Here is a 17,025-nt window from a genome sequence, read left to right on the forward strand (position 1 = left end):
ATCGCTTGGCACCTTCGTGAGATCATCGGTGGCGATGAAGAGCGATACAAACGCGTTGTATTTAACGAAATTACTAAAAATGCTATCCAGCAAGCGTTCGAAAAACCGGGCGAATTGAGCATGGATGGTGTCAATGCGCAGCAAGCACGTCGTTTTATGGACCGTGTGGTTGGCTTTATGGTTTCACCGTTACTTTGGAAAAAAGTAGCGCGAGGCTTGTCAGCGGGTCGTGTTCAATCTGTAGCGGTGAAGCTTCTTGTAGAGCGTGAACGTGAGATCAAAGCATTTATCCCAGAAGAGTTTTGGGATCTCCATGCCGATACCAAGACAGCGGATAAAACAGACTTCCGCTTACAGGTTGCACAAAAAGACGGCGTAGCGTTTAAGCCAGTTAACGAAGCAGAGACTAAATCTGCGATGTCCGTACTTGAAAACGCTGCATATGAAGTGTGTAAGCGTGAGGACCGTCCGACATCAAGCAAGCCATCAGCGCCTTACATTACGTCTACACTTCAGCAAGCGGCAAGCACTCGTCTTGGGTATGGTGTTAAGAAGACAATGATGCTCGCGCAACGTCTCTATGAAGCGGGTTACATCACGTATATGCGTACTGACTCAACTAACTTGAGTTCAGAAGCAGTAGATGCAGTACGTGGCTTCATCGGTAGCGAATTTGGTGATGCTTACTTACCTTCTAAGCCAAATGTATATGGTAGTAAAGAAGGTGCTCAGGAAGCGCACGAAGCGATTCGTCCATCTGATGTTGGTGTTAAAGCTGAAGACTTGGCTGGTATGGAAGCAGATGCCCACAAGTTGTACGCTTTGATCTGGAATCAGTTCGTTGCCTGTCAAATGACACCTGCAAAATATGACTCAACAACAGTAAGCGTGAAAGCTGCTGAGTACACCTTGAAAGCGAAGGGGCGTATTCTGAAGTTTGATGGTTGGACTCGAGTTCAACGCCCAATGGGTAAAAACGAAGATCAAATCCTTCCAGCGGTTCAAGTGGGCGATAAAATTGAATTGGTTTCGCTTGATCCTAAGCAGCACTTTACCAAGCCGCCAGCACGCTTTACGGAAGCAGCATTGGTTAAAGAGCTTGAGAAGCGCGGTATTGGTCGTCCTTCAACGTATGCCTCTATTATTTCAACGATTCAAGATCGTGGCTATGTTAAAGTCGAGCAGCGTCGATTCTATGCAGAAAAAATGGGTGAAATCGTTACGGACCGCCTAGATGGTAGTTTCGATGATCTGATGAATTATGAATTCACTTCACGTATGGAAGAGAAGCTTGACCAAATCGCCGAAGGCGATGCGAATTGGAAAAATGTACTTGATGACTTCTTCACTGATTTCACTGGCGATTTAGCGAAAGCCGAATTGGATGAAGATGACGGTGGTATGAAACCAAACCACATCGTTTACACTGACATCGAATGTCCAACATGTTCTCGTGAAATGGGAATTCGCACAGCGTCAACGGGTGTGTTCCTTGGCTGTTCGGGTTACGCGCTTCCTCCAAAAGAGCGTTGTAAAACAACCATCAACCTCGGTGACGAAGACGGTATTATTAACGTACTAGAGGAAGACGTTGAAACAGCGGCTCTTCGTGCTAAGAAGCGTTGTCCTATCTGTGAAACGGCGATGGACGCTTACCTTATCGACGACAAGCGTAAGCTTCACGTGTGTGGTAATAACCCTAACTGTGAAGGTTATGTGGTTGAACATGGCGAGTACAAAGTTAAAGGTTATGACGGCCCAGTTGTTGAGTGTGACAAGTGTGGCAGTGATATGGTGCTTAAGAATGGTCGTTTCGGTAAGTACATGGACTGTACCAGCGATGATTGTAAGAACACACGCAAGATTTTGAAGAATGGCGAAGTTGCACCTCCGAAGGAAGATCCAGTTCATCTGCCGGAGCTACCTTGTGAAAACTCGGATGCCTATTTTGTTCTCCGTGATGGTGCATCAGGTTTGTTCTTAGCTGCAAGCACGTTCCCTAAATCGCGTGAAACGCGTGCGCCACTAGTGGAGGAGCTGGTTCGCTTTAAAGAGCGCATTTCTCCAAAGTTCCATTACCTAACAGAAGCACCTGAGAAAGACCCGGATGGTTTGCCTATGGTCGTGCGCTTTAGCCGTAAGTCGAAAGAGAATTACGTGCGCTCAGAAGTGGACGGTAAACCTTCGGGATACACGGCACTTTACGTTGATGGTAAGTGGGAAATTACAGATAAACGTAAGAAACCAGCGAAGAAAAAGTAATCGCGGATAAATAAGAAAAAGCAGCCAAATGGGCTGCTTTTTTAATACGTGTTATATCACTAACTTAATTGATAATTCTAACAAATGTATGTTTTTTGAGTATCTACTGAGGTAATGATACATATTCTCAGTTTCTCTTTTGACAAGTTACTTAGTAGCTTCTATTGGTTAGATGTCACTAGGGTAGGGAAGATGCGATTAAGAAGAACTTTGCTGCTTTTCTTGATACTGACTAGTAGTGTTTTTGCCTTCACTGCTTACACGGTATCCAAGCAAGTTGTCGACAGCGTTGTGCAAGATTTAGTATGGAAATATAGTCGAGTAGCTGCTCAATATGATGTTGAGCGGACGCTATCCCCTATTCTAGAGGAAGTGGCATTAGCAAAGGCGATTGCAAAAGATCCTCATATCATTTCTTGGGCTCTAAATGCTCGAGACGAAATATACAAGAGCACTGCAGAAGAGGCGTTAGAGCGTTATCGCTGGCAGTTTAAATCAAAAAACTTCTTTATCGCTCTAGACAGTGATCTGTCCTACCATTTTAATGATGTTCAAAGCATTCGCCAGCCATCCTATCTACGTTACTATTTAGAGCCTGACTCGGTGACAGATGCTTGGTATTTTTCTCAAAAACATCAAGGACAGGCGCTTTCTGTGAATATTGCCAAAGATGTCCATATTGATCGTACTAAAGTATGGGTAAACCAAGCCATTACATATAAAGGGCAGTTTCTTGGATTAGTAGGGACTGGCATGGATATTGAGCAATTTACTAATCAATTGACCCATAGGCATTTCTCCTCTCTGAAGACGCTTTTTGTTGATGAATCAGATCGAGTCCAAATCATCTTGCAGTCAGGAGAGCTTGATTACCCTCTTAGAAGTTCTGCTTTTGAAAAGCCGGTGCTGTCTTCCTTAGTTCCAAATCGACATGAATTAAATGTACTCTCGCAACTGATGCGTCAACAAAAATCAGGTCAAGAAGCTGAGTTACTCATGATAGAGCAAGAGGAGGGGCGCGCGGTTGTATCAATCCACTATATTGAAGAGCTAGGGTGGTATGAGCTAACTTTCGTCAATGTGGACAGCATGTTGTCACCGTGGATATACACTAACCTCAGCTACTTATTTATCGGATTGAGTATGATGTTTAGTCTTCTGGCCTTCTACTATTGGTGCAATCGCTGGGTCAAACCGCTAGAAAAGTGGGGGCAGAGAATTGAAACAATGGCAAACGAAAGCGAGTTCACCATTGTGGGGGCTAAGGGGACTTTTGAAGAGCAATTAAGTGCCCTCGAGAGAGAATTAAAAGAGAGCAGGCATTCTCTTCGCCAGATGGTTGCATCGCGGACAGCTGCTTTGGACGAACTGACAACGGTCGATGTTGTAACACAGCTTTGGAATAGAAAAGGTTTAGAAAACGAACTATCGATGGAACTCGCTAGGACCCGAAGAGAGCAAACATCATTTGGCTTAATCTGGATTGATTTGGGTTTGAATGATGGCAGCGAACTAGAAACCAATTCAGAAGCGTTTGAACAAGTATTAAACAAAGCAGGTAAAGGGATAGGCAAGGCAATAAGGCTTTATGATAGAGCTTCTCGGTGGGAAGATGATGAGTTTTTAGTTTTAGTCAGAGCGAAGCACGCATGTAATCTAGAGATTCTTGCTCAGAGAATTAAATCCTGCATTTACTCTGAAATCGACTCTGAACAGGATCAAATACAGTTTCCGCGTCTATCAGAGTTAGCAATTGGTGGAGCCATGATTTGCCCAGGACTAACAAAAAAAGACGCGCTAGCAATGGCCGACAGAGCTTTGTATATTGCCAAGGAGCAAGGCGGGGACAAAATATATATTTATTGATGCGATAAAGAAGTAAACCAAATTGCATAACAGCCTTCCAATCAATCCTTTCTGATCAGATATTTAGCTTATCTATCTTTAAAAAATTCGAGTTACAGCTCAATAAATAATGAGAGTATCACTAACTTGTAGTTATTCTGTTACAGAGATGTGTGACGACTCCGATATTGTGTGAGCCAACCCAGAGTGATGGAAAGTAATCAATGTGCGCTTGTTGGTACAGCATATTTTAAATTGTAATCTTCCTGAAATACGATAACTTATAATAAACCTCTTGCACACCTGTTGTGGAAGGATAACTAGCAACGTTAGGTTGTTAGAGCTGAATCTGTATATAAGCAGATCGGCTCTATGGAAATGAGATAAGCCCCCCAAATAAAACTATATGCTTATCCACAAAACAATAATATGGAGAGAATTAAATGGCTGGTGTTTTAGGAATGATCCTTGCTGGTGGAGAAGGCTCGCGTTTGCGTCCGTTGACCGAGTCTCGTAGTAAACCTTCGGTACCTTTTGGCGGAAGTTACCGATTGATAGATTTTGCGTTGAATAATTTTGTTAACGCGGATTTGATGAGAATTTATGTTCTGACGCAGTTTAAGTCACAGTCTTTATTCCACCACTTGAAAAAAGGTTGGAATATTAACGGTATAACAGATCGTTTTATCGACCCTATCCCTGCACAGATGCGTACGGGCAAGCGTTGGTATGAAGGCACCGCAGACGCCATCTACCAAAACTTACGCTTTATGGAATTAGCTGAACCAGACCAAGTGTGCATCTTCGGCTCTGATCATATTTACAAAATGGATATCAAGCAGATGCTGGATTTCCATAAAGAGAAAGAAGCTGCGCTTACGGTATCAGCTCTGCGTATGCCATTGTCGGAAGCTTCACAGTTTGGAGTGATTGAGGTTGATGCGGAAGGTCGCATGATAGGCTTCCAAGAAAAACCGGAAAACCCTAAATCAATTCCTGGTGATCCTGAACACGCTTTGGTTTCAATGGGTAATTACGTGTTTGAAGCGCAGACACTTTTTGCTGAACTCATCGAAGACGCAGATAACCCAGAATCCTCTCATGATTTTGGTAAAGACATCATTCCTAAGATGTTCCCACGTGGAGATGTGTATGTTTATGACTTCAGCACTAACCGTATTACTGGTGAGAAAGAAGAAGTTTACTGGCGTGATGTAGGTACCATCGATGCCTACTGGCAGGCGCACATGGATCTACTAGAAAAAGATGCGGCTTTCTCGTTGTACAATCGTAAATGGCCACTTCACACATACTACCCACCATTACCACCTGCCACGTTTACCGATTCAGTCAACGGTCGCGTACAGATTATTGATAGCTTGGTATGTAACGGCAGCTATGTTCGCGGCTCTCGTATTGAAAAGAGTGTGCTTGGTTTCCGCAGTAATATTGCATCTGCATGTGATATTAGCGAAAGTATCCTTTTGGGCGATGTCAAAGTTGGCGAAGGCTGCGTATTGCGTCGAGTAATTGTGGATAAGGATGCGGATATTGCGCCAGGCACACAAATTGGTGTCAATCTCACGGAAGACAAGAAGCACTTCCACGTATCCGATGATGGAATTGTCGTTATTCCTAAAGGAGCGCGTGTTGGCTACTAAGAATTTATCTATTCTATTTGTAGCATCGGAAGTCGAAGGATTGATAAAAAGTGGTGGCTTGGCAGATGTTGCCAAGGCACTGCCTGAAGCTCTCCATGAACTTAACCAAGATGTTCGGTTAACTCTCCCTGCCTACCGAAAGGTGGCAGGTATTGAATCTGCTCCAGTGTTACTAGAGACGCAGCTAGAGCTCTGGCCTCACACCGCCTACAAGGTTCGCGAATTAACGATTGCTGGCGTTACAGCCTATGCAATTGACTGTCCCAAGTATTTCGACCGACCTGAAATGTACGCGGAAAACAATCAGGCGTACAGTGACAATGGTGAACGATTCGCATTTTTTAGTGCAGCGTGTTTAGACATGCTTCAGAAGCTAGATTTCCAGCCTCATGTCATTCATGCGAATGACTGGCACACTGGATTAGTCCCGTTTTTGCTTAAGCATCGCTACAACTCATGTCCATTTTTTTCAGACACTAAGAGTATATTGTCTATACATAATGCGGTCTTTAAAGGTGTGTTCAGCTATGACGAGCTACAGTGCTTACCAGAGTTCCATGCTCGCTATGCTCCTGATGCTGCTGTTAGCCCTTCACATGTCACTATGCTTAAAGCGGGTGTACTTAACGCAGATAAGATTAATGCAGTAAGCCCTAGCTATGCTGAAGAGCTTAAAACCGAACTAGGCAGTCACGGAATGGCAGCCGAATTCCAAAGTCGTGCGAAAGACCTTGTCGGCATATTAAATGGTTGTGACTACTCTTCTTGGAACCCAGAAACGGATCCGTATTTACCGACGAATTTTCGAGCCAATCGCCAAAGTATGGTGAGAGGGAAGAAAGCGTGTAAACGAAACTTGCAAGAGAAGGTAGGACTAGCGGTAAAAGAGACTGCGATGTATGGCATGGTGTGCCGTTTGACTAATCAGAAAGGGGTGCATTACCTGCTTCCGATTCTTTCTCAGTTTCTGAAGCATGATGTTCAACTTGTTATCGTTGGTACAGGCGATCCTGTTCTGGCGTCTAGATTGAAAGAGGTGGAAGCGTTATACAGCGACAAGTTTAAGTTTGTTGAAGCGTACGACAATGGCTTGGCGCATCTCGTTGAAGCTGGCTCCGATTTCTTTTTGATGCCATCTGAATTTGAACCATGTGGTCTAAACCAGATATACAGCATGGCTTATGGCACACTACCTATCGTACGTGGTGTAGGTGGACTTAAAGACAGCGTGAGCGATTACGATGTTGACCCAAATATCGCCACAGGGTTTGTTTTCGACGAGCCAGAGCCAGTGGCTCTGCTTCTGACATTGCAACGTTCACTGTTGCTTTATGCCCAACAACCTAACGAGGTGAAACGAGTTCAATTGTATGCGATGAGTCAAAACTTCTGCTGGAGTAAAGCGGCGGATGAGTATCTATCGCTGTACCACAGTGCGTTGAATGCATAAATAATATACGGTTGAAATGAGGCGTCTTATGACGCCTTTTTTGTATTTTTCTAGTTTTGGACAAGATAAGTTACACGAATTGACATAAGCTGAATTAAAATTGCATCACTTTATGCTAATCTTCGGTTTTCAAAACTCCTTGGCAAAGATAGACAAAACAAAAATATGAGCTCAGAAATGCTGTTTCACAAAACATTTGAACATCCAACGAGTAAAGAGTGGGTGGTGTTTGTGCATGGTGCTGGAGGGAGTTCATCTATCTGGTTTAAACAAATCAAAGCTTATAAGCAGCATTTTAATTTGTTGTTGATTGATTTGAGAGGACACGGAAAATCTAACCAACTGCTTAAAGAATTGATGGCAAATCGATATACCTTTAAAGCGGTAACGCAAGATATCCTCAAAGTGCTGGACCATTTGAAAATCAGGTCTGCTCATTTTGTTGGCATGTCTCTGGGAACCATTATTGTCCGTAATATTGCTGAGTTAGCCTCAGACCGCGTTAAATCAATGGTTCTTGGCGGAGCTGTAACGCGCCTGAACACTCGTTCTCAAGTTTTGGTGAGGTTAGGTAACTTGTGTAAGCACATAGTCCCTTACATGTGGTTATACAGCTTGTTTGCTTATATCGTCATGCCTCAACGAACTCAGAAAGAGTCACGTCACTTGTTTATCCGCGAAGCAAAGAAACTTTGTCAGAAAGAGTTTAAGCGCTGGTTCATCCTGACTGCGGAAGTGAACCCTTTAATGAAATACTTTAAGGATCGTGAACTGCCAATCCCGACTCTCTATTTAATGGGGGAAAGGGACTATATGTTTATAAAGCCTGTAAAAGAAATGGTCGCAGTACATAGTAGAAGTAAGCTATTAGAAATTCCGGATTGCGGCCACGTTTGTAATGTAGAGCGCCCAGATGAATTTAATCAGCACTCAATAGAGTTCATCCAGCAACAAATCCAAACTGCTTAATCGGCGGCTGTCCCGCATTGCCAGCACACACCAAATTGTGACTCATTCATTTCACCGCATTTGACACATAGCCACTCAACACCCGCATCTGACTGCTTAAACTGCTCTATGATTTTAAGCGCTTCAGTTTGTTTATCCGCTTGTAACAGCCAAACATACGGCTCACTATTTTCTCCAAAAGGCACTTCGCCTTGTAAGCCAAAGATACCTTCTCCGCGAACCTCACAATTAATACCTTGGGACCTGAGAAGCTCACAGACTATGTGAGCTTCGGGTGGGTTACTAGCAGAGTAAACCTTCATGATGTAGAGCCATTTTGTGCTGCAGGAGAAGACTTTATCTTAGCCATTACCCATTTGGCTATGACAGGGAATAGGCCCAGCAGAGCAAAAGAAGCTAACACTGATGGAGAGACAATACCCGATAAGCTCTCAATCTGAGCGAGCTGAGTACCCGCATTAAGGTATACAGCAGTACCAGGTAACATACCCAATTGACTCACCACATAGAAACGAGCGACAGAGATTGGTGTCAGTCCCATTAGCAAGTTAATTAGGAAAAATGGGAAGACAGGGATTAGCCTTAGAGAAAAGAGATAAAATGCACCGTCACGCTCCACACCTTGATTGATCGCATTTAACTTATCCCCGAATTTGTCTTGTACCCAGTCTCGTAGCAAGAAGCGACTACTAAGGAAAGCAAGAGTAGCACCAATAGTGCTGGCAAAAGAAACAAGCAGCAAGCTCGTCCAAAAGCCAAACAAGGCGGCACCGAGTAAAGTCACAACCGCAGCCCCAGGGATAGAAAAGGCTGTAATCGCGATATAAGCGACGAAGTAAGTCAGTGCAGCAAAGATAAAATTCTCATTAATGTAGTCAGCTAGCGCTAGTTGCTGTGCTTTGGCATTCTCAAGTGTTAAATATTGGCCAAAGTTCATCGCTAAAAACACGATAAGAGTGACCAGTACTATGCCAATGATCAATTTTTTGTTCATAACAGCGTCCTTATACAATCTGCGCTCAAGGTAACTTGTGCCCTATAGTTACATACTTAAGTAAGTATAGGGAATCATTGATATAGGGAATAAGAACGAGTCATGAAGCAGAAAATTTCCATCAAAAGTAAAAAAGCCAGCATTATGCTGGCTTTTTATCAATCAGTTGGAGAGTTTGCTAAGTAACTCTTGTCGACGAGTTTGAGGTATTACTGACCAGTGCGTACCTTTTATTGCACCTTCTAGCGCCCAAAGTAACTCAACACTGACTTCTGCTGAATGAGAAGACTGAATAGCCTTATAAGCATTGACTGCGCCCGCTTCTTCCAAGGATTCAACGTCGTCAATCCCTGCCTTTTTCAGCATTCTTTCCGTTGCTAATCGCAAGTTAGGTAAATCTTTCAAGCGGTTAGGCTTAGCTTTTGATTGTATCTTTTTCTCTTCTTTTGCCGCTTTTAAAGCTTGTTTAGCAAGCGCTAATGTTCGTTCGGTGTCAGAAGAAAGATCATCAGTTAATGCAAAATATTTGGTTACGACGGGGAAACCGCGTTTTTTATAAACGTATGGTTCCAGCGCAAGGGTTTTAAACTGCTGTGTAAGCTGTTCATCAGCGCGCACGTGCAGTCTGTCATTTACCACCAAGGCAAACATCGTTTCATCTGCGAAAATGCCGAAGCCGCCAAACATTGAACGAGACTTAATTTGACCAAGTTGCTCAAACAGTCTCATTGAGTCTTTTAGTATTGGTTTATCCATGCTGTAATTTCTCGGTGTATATGTATACGCCACCAATTCAGGTCCGAGAGAGTAGCAAAATAATGCAGAAATTTTGTCAGTAAGGTGTCATACAAGAAAACACTTCGTAAAATATCGACGAATTCCATGTCTAGTGCTGTTACGTGTTAAGACGCGTCTAGATTACGAGAAATCTTATTGTACTAGTTTTGCATATTTGCCATCGGCAACCCCGCTGCCTTGTACTAATGACTTAAGGCCGGTGGCTTTGCGTCCCATCCTTTCGGAATGGTTTGCCCTGTTCGTGGCATTAATCGAACTATTTAAGAATAAATAATATTTGAGGTAAGTATCACACTTGGAGTGACTAAATGTGATCTTGGTTCAGTAAATTGATGGGGGTTATGCGTTTGGCTAATCAATAATCATATTGCCAAACGCATATCGTTATTACTTGTTAAGGTTGCGAACCGTACAACGCTCAACAATTTCTGGGTGCATTTCAAAAACGCGTTTTTCGTGTTCTTTGTCCTTTATGCGCTCTAGCAGAATTTCAAACGCATTTTTACCAACACGACGTTTTGGCTGGTGAACTGTTGTTAGTGGTGGAGAGAAGTATTCCGCTAACTCAATATTGTCATAGCCAATGATCGACATGTCTTCAGGAATTTGGATACCTTTCTGCTGTAGGCGGCTCATCAAACCAAGAGCCATAGTGTCATTGAAACAGAATACTGCAGTAGGGCGCTTGTCCATTGCGACGATCTTGTCAGCAGCTAGTACGGCTGTATCACATTCAAAGTTACCTTCGAGGATCCAGTCTTCGTTGACATTGAGTTCGGCCTCTTGCATTGCGCGTCGGTATCCCGCGATACGTTCTTGGCACGCTGCTTTTTCGAAGTGACCACTTAAACAAGCGATGTCACTATGCCCGCGTTCAATAAGGTATTTCGTTGCTAGGTAGCCACCTTCTTCGGAGTTATCGATGATCTTGTCTGCTTGGGAGCTCTCTGGGCCCCAATCCATAACCACTTTTGGAATATCTTTGTGGCGATCAAGCATTTCACTTAACTCTTCAGTTAAGTCAGAACACATAACCAAGATACCATCTACACGCTTTTCAGCTAACATGCGGATGTAATCACGTTGCTTCTCGTAAATACCACCGGTATTACATAGGATCAAAGTATAACCTTGACGGTAACAGTAGCTCTCTACACCATCGATAACTTCAGAAAAGAAAAGGTTGGTTGATTGAGTAACTAACATACCGATGGTACGAGTGCTGTTACATTTCAAGCTACGAGCAACAGCACTTGGTGCGTAATTCAGTTCCTGTACTGCTTCCATGACCTTTTCTTGGGTCGCTTCTGCAACAAAACGTGTTTTATTAATTACGTGAGATACCGTTGTCGTTGACACGCCGGCTAAGCGCGCTACGTCTTTTATAGTGGCCATAAGGTTCTGTCCTGTCGATGACTGCCACGGAACAATATTCCTAAGTTTAGGATAATCTGGCAGAAAGTATCAGAAACACAAAAACCGCTGTTAATTAGCGGTTTGTATTTATTAAATTCATTTTTATCGTTTGCGGTCACGATTCTAGACCGCAAACTGGAGAAGCGCAAATAAAAAGGCTTTTGTTACCGCTTAGGGTCACAAAAAGTAAGGTTTATTCACCTTTTAAGTAGCTCGAGTCGAGCTCTAAGAATGCGACCATCAAGTTCGCGATAGCAGAATAGAAACCAAATTCGTCAATGTTTTTACATTTCGCAGCAAATTGTGGTGTCCAACTTAGTAGGTGATCGCAGATAAATGCATCTTGTGCGGCCAACGCTTCTTCCATTGCACTTTCTTGCTCCAACTCGTTAGAGCGGATGATTAGGTTACCTAAAAAATCAAGCTCGATGGCAATATGGTCTGCGGGCTCATTAAGGTTCTCATCTACCTGCACTCCATATTGTTGGAGCAGCGCTTCAATTTCTCTCGCCGGTTCATCATTCAAGAGACCTGACTTACCGATGTACATTGAAGCGTAAGGCAAAGCTGAGTCTCTATCCGATTTAAGGAACAAATCACAAAAATCTGCTGATAGCTCTAGCTGAGCATCCTCTCGGTCCATTAGGCGGTTCAAAGCGTCAATGACGTCAGAAACGGCAGGTTTTAGTGCTTCGTTCTCACCCAAACCAGTCAGAAATGAGCGAATTTCTGCAGAGTGATACTGATCTAAAGCTTCCTGAGTCAGTTCTTTTGCCATCAGGCTAGAGAGCCACCAGTAGATCTCGGCGCGTTTTTCATTAAATGCTTTAATTTCTTGCATTAGGTTTAACTCCTAAAATAACTGCGGATAGTTTACCCAATAAAAATGAACAGCGGTAACACTGGTTGTGACGAAATAAATGTAAATGTGGAAAAAAGTTAACCGATAGCCTAGGTTTGTCTTGAATCAATAAAAAATCATCTTTCTTGGTTTTAAAGTAACAAATACTAGAAATGTTACTGATTATGAATAGAATACTGGTTAAAACGATGACCAATGTAAAATAAGTGGTGTAAATGAGCTATCACGTATTAGTTGTAGAAGATGACGCAGTAACTCGTAGCAAGCTAGTTGGTTACTTTCAAAATGAAGGTTACCACGTAAGTGAAGCAGAAAGCGGCGAGCAGATGCGTGATTCACTACAGAACAATGCGATAGATCTAGTGATGTTAGATATCAATCTGCCTGGAGAAGATGGATTGATGTTAACACGCGAGCTTCGCAGTCAATCAGACATTGGGATTATCCTGGTAACAGGACGCACGGATAGCATTGATAAAATCGTCGGCCTTGAAATGGGTGCAGATGATTATGTAACTAAGCCTTTTGAGCTTCGTGAACTTTTAGTGCGCGTCAAAAACTTGTTATGGCGTATTTCTGCAGCTCGCAATTCAGCAGGTGTTGGAGAAACGGATAAGCAAGACAGCAACACAGTACGTTTTGGTGAATGGACGTTTGATGTTCAACGTCGAGCACTAAGCCGTGCCGGCGAGCCTGTAAAATTGACTAAGGCAGAATACGAACTGCTAGTTGCTCTATCTTCATACCCGAACCAGGTACTGAGCCGTGAGCGTATTCTTAACATGATAAGCCACAGAGTCGATGCACCAAATGACCGCACTATCGACGTTCTTATTCGCCGTATGCGTGCGAAAATGGAGTTTGATCCAAAGAACCCACAGATTTTCGTGACGGTTCATGGTGAAGGCTACATGTTTGCTGGGGATTGATATTCGTCAGATATAAAAAAACCGAGGCATGCCTCGGTTTTTTTATATCTATAGTTGGCTGTTAGAAGCTTCTAAAGATTTTTCTTCATAGTCAGAAGCCCAATCTCTAAGGGTTTGCCACATTCGCCCGAGTGTTTCATGCCAATAACGCTCGGTTTGCTCTAGGTAAACCGCTTTTGGTGTGAACTTAGCCCAAGCTTGAGTAACGTTCTCATGTGCTAGGTAATTAGTTGGAGCAGGATAAGGTTTTAAGCCTGCAGAGTGAAATTCATTCAGAGCTCGCTTCATGTGACTTGCTGATGTCACCACCACCAACTTTTTGTGTTTGACAAATGCAGCAGCTTGTCTCGCTTCTTCCCATGTATCTTTTGCTGTTTCTAGTAGAACAATATCTGACTTAGAGACGCCCAAAGCGAGTGCGACTTTAGCCATCATTCGTGCATTACTCGTTTCAGAGCCACCAGAGTAACCGGACAAAATAAGTTTAGAACCCGGGTAGATGCGCATAATACGAATACCCTCTGCTAAGCGCATTAACCCAGTCCGGCTTAACTCTGAAGTCGGCGGGATTTTGTCATCAACGACATGGCCACTGCCTAGCACCATGACATAGTCAATAGATTCATCTACGGGGAAAAACGCAGAGTACTGGCGTTCAAGTGGCATGAGTAATCGAGAAGAAACAGGCTGAAACGCGATCAGGAATATGCCAATAAATGAGAAAAGGACGATAAAACAGCCAGTCTTTTGATTTCGGGTGAACATGATCAGCATCAAGCCAAGTAGGCCGATGATAAGCATTGCCGGTAAAGGCATCAGAAGAGAAGAGACCACTTTTTTCAGCTCAAACATACTAAATAGTCCGAAAAAACATCAGTTGATTATTTTTTAAGAGAAACCCTCTTTATTCCTGCTTTTCTTGTGACAGAATAGCAGCACGATTAGACATAATACCTTAAGCTGCTGTGACTGAAGACCGTAATTTCGACGATATTGCCCACAAATTTGCAAAAAATATTTACGGCTCCGATAAGGGAGAGATCCGCCAAGTCATTGTTTGGGAAGACTTGGAGCATTTATTATCCGCTATTGACGGAACTAACAGAGAGCTAAATGTACTGGATGCAGGTGGTGGCTTAGCACAAATGTCGCAAAAGCTTGCCAAACTCGGACACCACGTTGAGTTATGTGATCTATCTTCGGAAATGCTGCAACTGGCAAAGCAGGATATTGAAAAAAATGGCTTGCTTGAGCAGTATCGCTTGATTCATTCTCCAGTCCAAGAGATAGGGGAACACTTAGAACACCAAGTTGATATGGTGATATTCCACGCTGTAATGGAATGGTTGGTCGATCCTAAATCTGCGCTTGAGACGGTGTTAGAGCAGGTTAAACCAGATGGCGCTGCGTCCATCATGTTCTACAACCATCACGGGCTGGTTTATAAAAATGTCGTATGTGGCAATATTCCCCACGTTCTTGAGGGAATGCCTCATCGCAAAAGATTTAAATTACAGCCGCAGAAAGGTTTAAAGCCAGAAGACGTTTACCAATGGATAGAAGACGCTGGGTTTGAAATTCGCGGTAAATCTGGGATTCGCTGTTTTAGTGATTACATAGGGAATATGGAATATACAGGGGATTATCAGTATGAAGATGTATTGGCTCTCGAAAAACAACTTTGTCGACAAGAGCCTTACCTCTCATTAGGTCGCTACATACATGTATGGGCCAAAAAGAAACAGAAACAGGAATAATAATGAGTGAGATGACTCTCAATGCTGCAGAGCAACCAATCGATGAATTGGTCGGCTGGGTAAAGCAGCACGATTTCTCATTGAACCTGACGACGGAACGGTTGGCGTTTTTGATCGCATTAGCGGTGTTAAGCAACGAAAGGTTTGATGAAGAATTGGGTGAAGGTGAGCTGCATGATGCGTTTACTATCGTCACTCGACTTTTTGAAGATACTGGTGAAGCTTCGGCTTTCCGTGCGAACAATGCCATCAACGAGATGGTGAAACAGCGTCTTATGAGCCGCTTTGTTAGTGAGATCACTGACGGGGCGAGTATTTACCGCTTGTCGCCATTAGCGATAGGAATTACCGACTACTACGTGCGTCATCGCGAGTTCTCGAAATTGCGCCTTTCTATTCAGCTCTCTATGGTTGCTGATGAAATGGCGAAAGCAATTGAAGCGGCGCAAAAAGGTGGTACACCGGGTCACTGGAAGAAAAACGTTTACGGGATTTTGAAATATTCTGTAGGCGAGATCTTCGATCAAATAGACCTCAACCAACGTGTGATGGATGAGCAACAACAGTCAGTGAAACAACAGATTGCTGATCTGCTAAACAAAGACTGGCGTGAGGCGATCAACAACTGTGAAGCGCTTCTGTCAGAAACATCCAGCACGTTGCGTGAACTTCAAGATACGCTGCAAGCTGCCAGTGATGAACTGCAAACTCAGATCCTAGACATCCAAGAGATCGTCTATGGAGATCCTGAACTTGAGTTTATCGAAGAAGCTTTGTTTGGTCTGCAGATGAAACTGGACCGAATCACAAGCTGGGGTCAGCAAGCGATCGACCTTTGGATTGGTTACGACAGACACGTGCACAAGTTCATCCGTACCGCGATTGATATGGATAAGAACCGTGCATTTAGCTCGCGCCTACGCCAATCCGTTAAAGACTATTTTGATTCGCCTTGGTATCTGACTTATGCAGATGCGGAAAGGCTTTCTGACCTTCGAGATGAAGCCCTAGTACTACGCGATGACGAGGTAACAGGTCAAGTTCCGCTAGAAGTGGAATACGAAGAGTTTCAACAGGTCAATGATGAGTTATCAGAGCGAATCGGTGACATGCTTAAAGCACATAAAGATCAGGGTTCACCGATTGATCTTGGTGTTGTATTACGAGATTACCTCGCACAACACCCTCGCACTCATCATTTCGATTTAGCCAGAATTGTTATTGATCAAGCTGTGCGTCTTGGCTATTCAGAGTCAGACTACCAAGCTATACAGCCAGATTGGCAAGCGATTAACGATTTTGGGGCAAAGGTACAAGCAAATGTCATCGACCGATACTAATGAATACATGCCAGAAAATCTGGTAAAAGCACTTTCAAACCCTCTGTTCCCAGCGCTAGATAGCATGCTTCGAGCAGGGCGTCATATCTCAAGTGAAGATCTAGACAATCACGCGTTGTTGTCGGACTTCGAACTTGAGCTTTCTTCCTTCTACCAGCGCTACAACACCGAATTGGTGAAGGCGCCAGAAGGTTTCTTCTACCTTCGTCCACGTTCAACGTCTCTGATTGGACGCAGTGTCCTTTCTGAACTGGATATGCTGGTGGGTAAGGTACTGTGTTTCCTTTATCTAAGCCCAGAGCGTCTTGCGCATGAAGGTATCTTTACTAACCAAGAGCTATACGACGAGTTACTAGCGCTAGCCGATGAGGCTAAGTTGATGAAGCTGGTAACCAACCGTGCCACCGGCTCTGACCTTGATAAAGAAAAGTTGTTTGAAAAAGTACGTACGTCACTTCGTCGTTTACGCCGCCTAGGCATGATCATCAATATTGGTGAAACGGGCAAGTTCAGCATCAGTGAAGCGGTTTTCCGTTTTGGTGCCGATGTACGTGTCGGTGATGACATGCGTGAAGCACAGCTGCGTCTGATCCGAGACGGTGAAGCCGTAGTGCATACCAAAGAGCCTACTCAAGGCAGCTTATTGTCTGACGAAGAACAAGAAGACCAAGCCCAAGAAGAAACAGTAGAAGAGGGTGAAGCATGAGCATGATTGAACGCGGTAAATACCAATCGCTGACCA

15 protein-coding genes and 1 riboswitch are annotated in these 17,025 nt (G+C 43.6%); of the genes, 9 read left to right on the top strand and 6 right to left on the bottom strand.

Annotation, left to right across the window (positions count from 1 at the left end; all coding sequences use genetic code 11):
- The 5 genes from topA to AC4MRV_RS19125 form a co-directional block, all read left to right on the top strand.
- On the top strand, positions 1–2,262 hold a 2,262-nt coding region (topA, locus tag AC4MRV_RS19105; protein WP_491188896.1), incomplete at its 5' end, for a type I DNA topoisomerase.
- Positions 2,263–2,553: 291 nt separating this feature from the next.
- Entirely contained in the window at positions 2,554–4,128 is a 1,575-nt protein-coding gene (locus tag AC4MRV_RS19110) for a GGDEF domain-containing protein (RefSeq protein ID WP_491188897.1), read from the top strand.
- A 422-nt stretch (positions 4,129–4,550) separates the two neighbouring features.
- Positions 4,551–5,768 carry a glucose-1-phosphate adenylyltransferase gene (gene glgC, locus AC4MRV_RS19115; RefSeq protein WP_491188898.1) on the top strand — a complete coding sequence of 406 codons (1,218 nt, stop codon included), beginning with the start codon at positions 4,551–4,553 and terminating at the stop codon, positions 5,766–5,768.
- Entirely contained in the window at positions 5,758–7,218 is a 1,461-nt protein-coding gene (glgA, locus tag AC4MRV_RS19120) for a glycogen synthase GlgA (protein ID WP_491188899.1), read from the top strand. Before glgC ends, glgA begins: the two co-directional genes overlap by 11 nt.
- A gap of 165 nt (positions 7,219–7,383) precedes the next feature.
- Complete coding sequence (locus AC4MRV_RS19125; RefSeq protein ID WP_491188900.1) at positions 7,384–8,187, top strand: alpha/beta fold hydrolase; 804 nt, start codon at positions 7,384–7,386, stop codon at positions 8,185–8,187.
- On the opposite strand, the gene AC4MRV_RS19130 is transcribed toward AC4MRV_RS19125, so the two are convergent.
- From AC4MRV_RS19130 to torD, 5 genes are all read right to left on the bottom strand, one after another.
- The gene (locus tag AC4MRV_RS19130) at positions 8,184–8,489 is read right to left on the bottom strand and encodes a putative signal transducing protein (protein ID WP_491188901.1); all 306 of its coding nucleotides are present in this window, start codon (positions 8,487–8,489) and stop codon (positions 8,184–8,186) included. The two genes, AC4MRV_RS19125 and AC4MRV_RS19130, sit on opposite strands and share 4 nt — an antisense overlap.
- A complete protein-coding gene (locus tag AC4MRV_RS19135; protein WP_491188902.1) occupies positions 8,486–9,181 on the bottom strand; it encodes a TVP38/TMEM64 family protein in 696 nt (231 codons plus the stop codon). Before AC4MRV_RS19135 ends, AC4MRV_RS19130 begins: the two co-directional genes overlap by 4 nt.
- 162 nt (positions 9,182–9,343) lie before the next feature.
- Entirely contained in the window at positions 9,344–9,937 is a 594-nt protein-coding gene (locus AC4MRV_RS19140) for a TfoX/Sxy family DNA transformation protein (RefSeq protein ID WP_491188903.1), read from the bottom strand.
- A 201-nt stretch (positions 9,938–10,138) separates the two neighbouring features.
- Positions 10,139–10,224, bottom strand: a riboswitch (cyclic di-GMP riboswitch).
- A 142-nt stretch (positions 10,225–10,366) separates the two neighbouring features.
- Positions 10,367–11,374: an HTH-type transcriptional repressor PurR gene (gene purR / locus AC4MRV_RS19145; RefSeq protein WP_491188904.1), complete on the bottom strand. Its 1,008-nt coding sequence runs from the start codon at positions 11,372–11,374 to the stop codon at positions 10,367–10,369.
- A 214-nt stretch (positions 11,375–11,588) separates the two neighbouring features.
- Positions 11,589–12,236 (bottom strand): molecular chaperone TorD, encoded by a 648-nt coding sequence (gene torD, locus AC4MRV_RS19150; RefSeq protein ID WP_491188905.1) that lies wholly within the window; start codon positions 12,234–12,236, stop codon positions 11,589–11,591.
- Positions 12,237–12,472: 236 nt separating this feature from the next.
- Here torD and torR point away from each other — a divergent pair, with 236 nt between their 5' ends.
- Positions 12,473–13,186 (top strand): two-component system response regulator TorR, encoded by a 714-nt coding sequence (gene torR / locus AC4MRV_RS19155; RefSeq protein WP_491188906.1) that lies wholly within the window; start codon positions 12,473–12,475, stop codon positions 13,184–13,186.
- 48 nt (positions 13,187–13,234) lie between these two features.
- Here the strand turns inward: torR and elyC are convergent, their stop codons facing one another.
- Positions 13,235–14,038, bottom strand: a complete 804-nt coding sequence (gene elyC, locus AC4MRV_RS19160) for an envelope biogenesis factor ElyC (RefSeq protein ID WP_491188907.1) — start codon at positions 14,036–14,038, stop codon at positions 13,235–13,237.
- 113 nt (positions 14,039–14,151) lie between these two features.
- Here elyC and cmoM point away from each other — a divergent pair, with 113 nt between their 5' ends.
- Genes cmoM through mukE form a run of 3 tightly spaced genes read left to right on the top strand, consistent with a single transcriptional unit; the run spans position 14,152 to position 16,989 of the window.
- Positions 14,152–14,943 (top strand): tRNA uridine 5-oxyacetic acid(34) methyltransferase CmoM, encoded by a 792-nt coding sequence (gene cmoM / locus AC4MRV_RS19165; protein ID WP_491188908.1) that lies wholly within the window; start codon positions 14,152–14,154, stop codon positions 14,941–14,943.
- 2 nt (positions 14,944–14,945) lie between these two features.
- Positions 14,946–16,283 carry a chromosome partition protein MukF gene (gene mukF / locus AC4MRV_RS19170; protein ID WP_491188909.1) on the top strand — a complete coding sequence of 446 codons (1,338 nt, stop codon included), beginning with the start codon at positions 14,946–14,948 and terminating at the stop codon, positions 16,281–16,283.
- Positions 16,264–16,989: a chromosome partition protein MukE gene (gene mukE, locus AC4MRV_RS19175; RefSeq protein WP_491188910.1), complete on the top strand. Its 726-nt coding sequence runs from the start codon at positions 16,264–16,266 to the stop codon at positions 16,987–16,989. Before mukF ends, mukE begins: the two co-directional genes overlap by 20 nt.
- Positions 16,990–17,025 lie beyond the last annotated feature (36 nt).

This window comes from Vibrio sp. (assembly GCF_984391705.1).

What these genes read in the sequence shown, in the direction of transcription:
- AC4MRV_RS19125 (WP_491188900.1), top strand. Translation starts at nt 7,384, where the DNA reads ATGAGCTCAGAAATGCTGTTTCACAAAACATTTGAACATCCAACGAGT.
- torR (WP_491188906.1), top strand. Translation starts at nt 12,473, where the DNA reads ATGAGCTATCACGTATTAGTTGTAGAAGATGACGCAGTAACTCGTAGC.
- glgC (WP_491188898.1), top strand. Translation starts at nt 4,551, where the DNA reads ATGGCTGGTGTTTTAGGAATGATCCTTGCTGGTGGAGAAGGCTCGCGT.
- mukE (WP_491188910.1), top strand. Translation starts at nt 16,264, where the DNA reads ATGTCATCGACCGATACTAATGAATACATGCCAGAAAATCTGGTAAAA.
- AC4MRV_RS19135 (WP_491188902.1), bottom strand. Translation starts at nt 9,181, where the DNA reads ATGAACAAAAAATTGATCATTGGCATAGTACTGGTCACTCTTATCGTG.
- AC4MRV_RS19140 (WP_491188903.1), bottom strand. Translation starts at nt 9,937, where the DNA reads ATGGATAAACCAATACTAAAAGACTCAATGAGACTGTTTGAGCAACTT.
- mukF (WP_491188909.1), top strand. Translation starts at nt 14,946, where the DNA reads ATGAGTGAGATGACTCTCAATGCTGCAGAGCAACCAATCGATGAATTG.
- torD (WP_491188905.1), bottom strand. Translation starts at nt 12,236, where the DNA reads ATGCAAGAAATTAAAGCATTTAATGAAAAACGCGCCGAGATCTACTGG.
- elyC (WP_491188907.1), bottom strand. Translation starts at nt 14,038, where the DNA reads ATGTTTGAGCTGAAAAAAGTGGTCTCTTCTCTTCTGATGCCTTTACCG.
- purR (WP_491188904.1), bottom strand. Translation starts at nt 11,374, where the DNA reads ATGGCCACTATAAAAGACGTAGCGCGCTTAGCCGGCGTGTCAACGACA.
- AC4MRV_RS19130 (WP_491188901.1), bottom strand. Translation starts at nt 8,489, where the DNA reads ATGAAGGTTTACTCTGCTAGTAACCCACCCGAAGCTCACATAGTCTGT.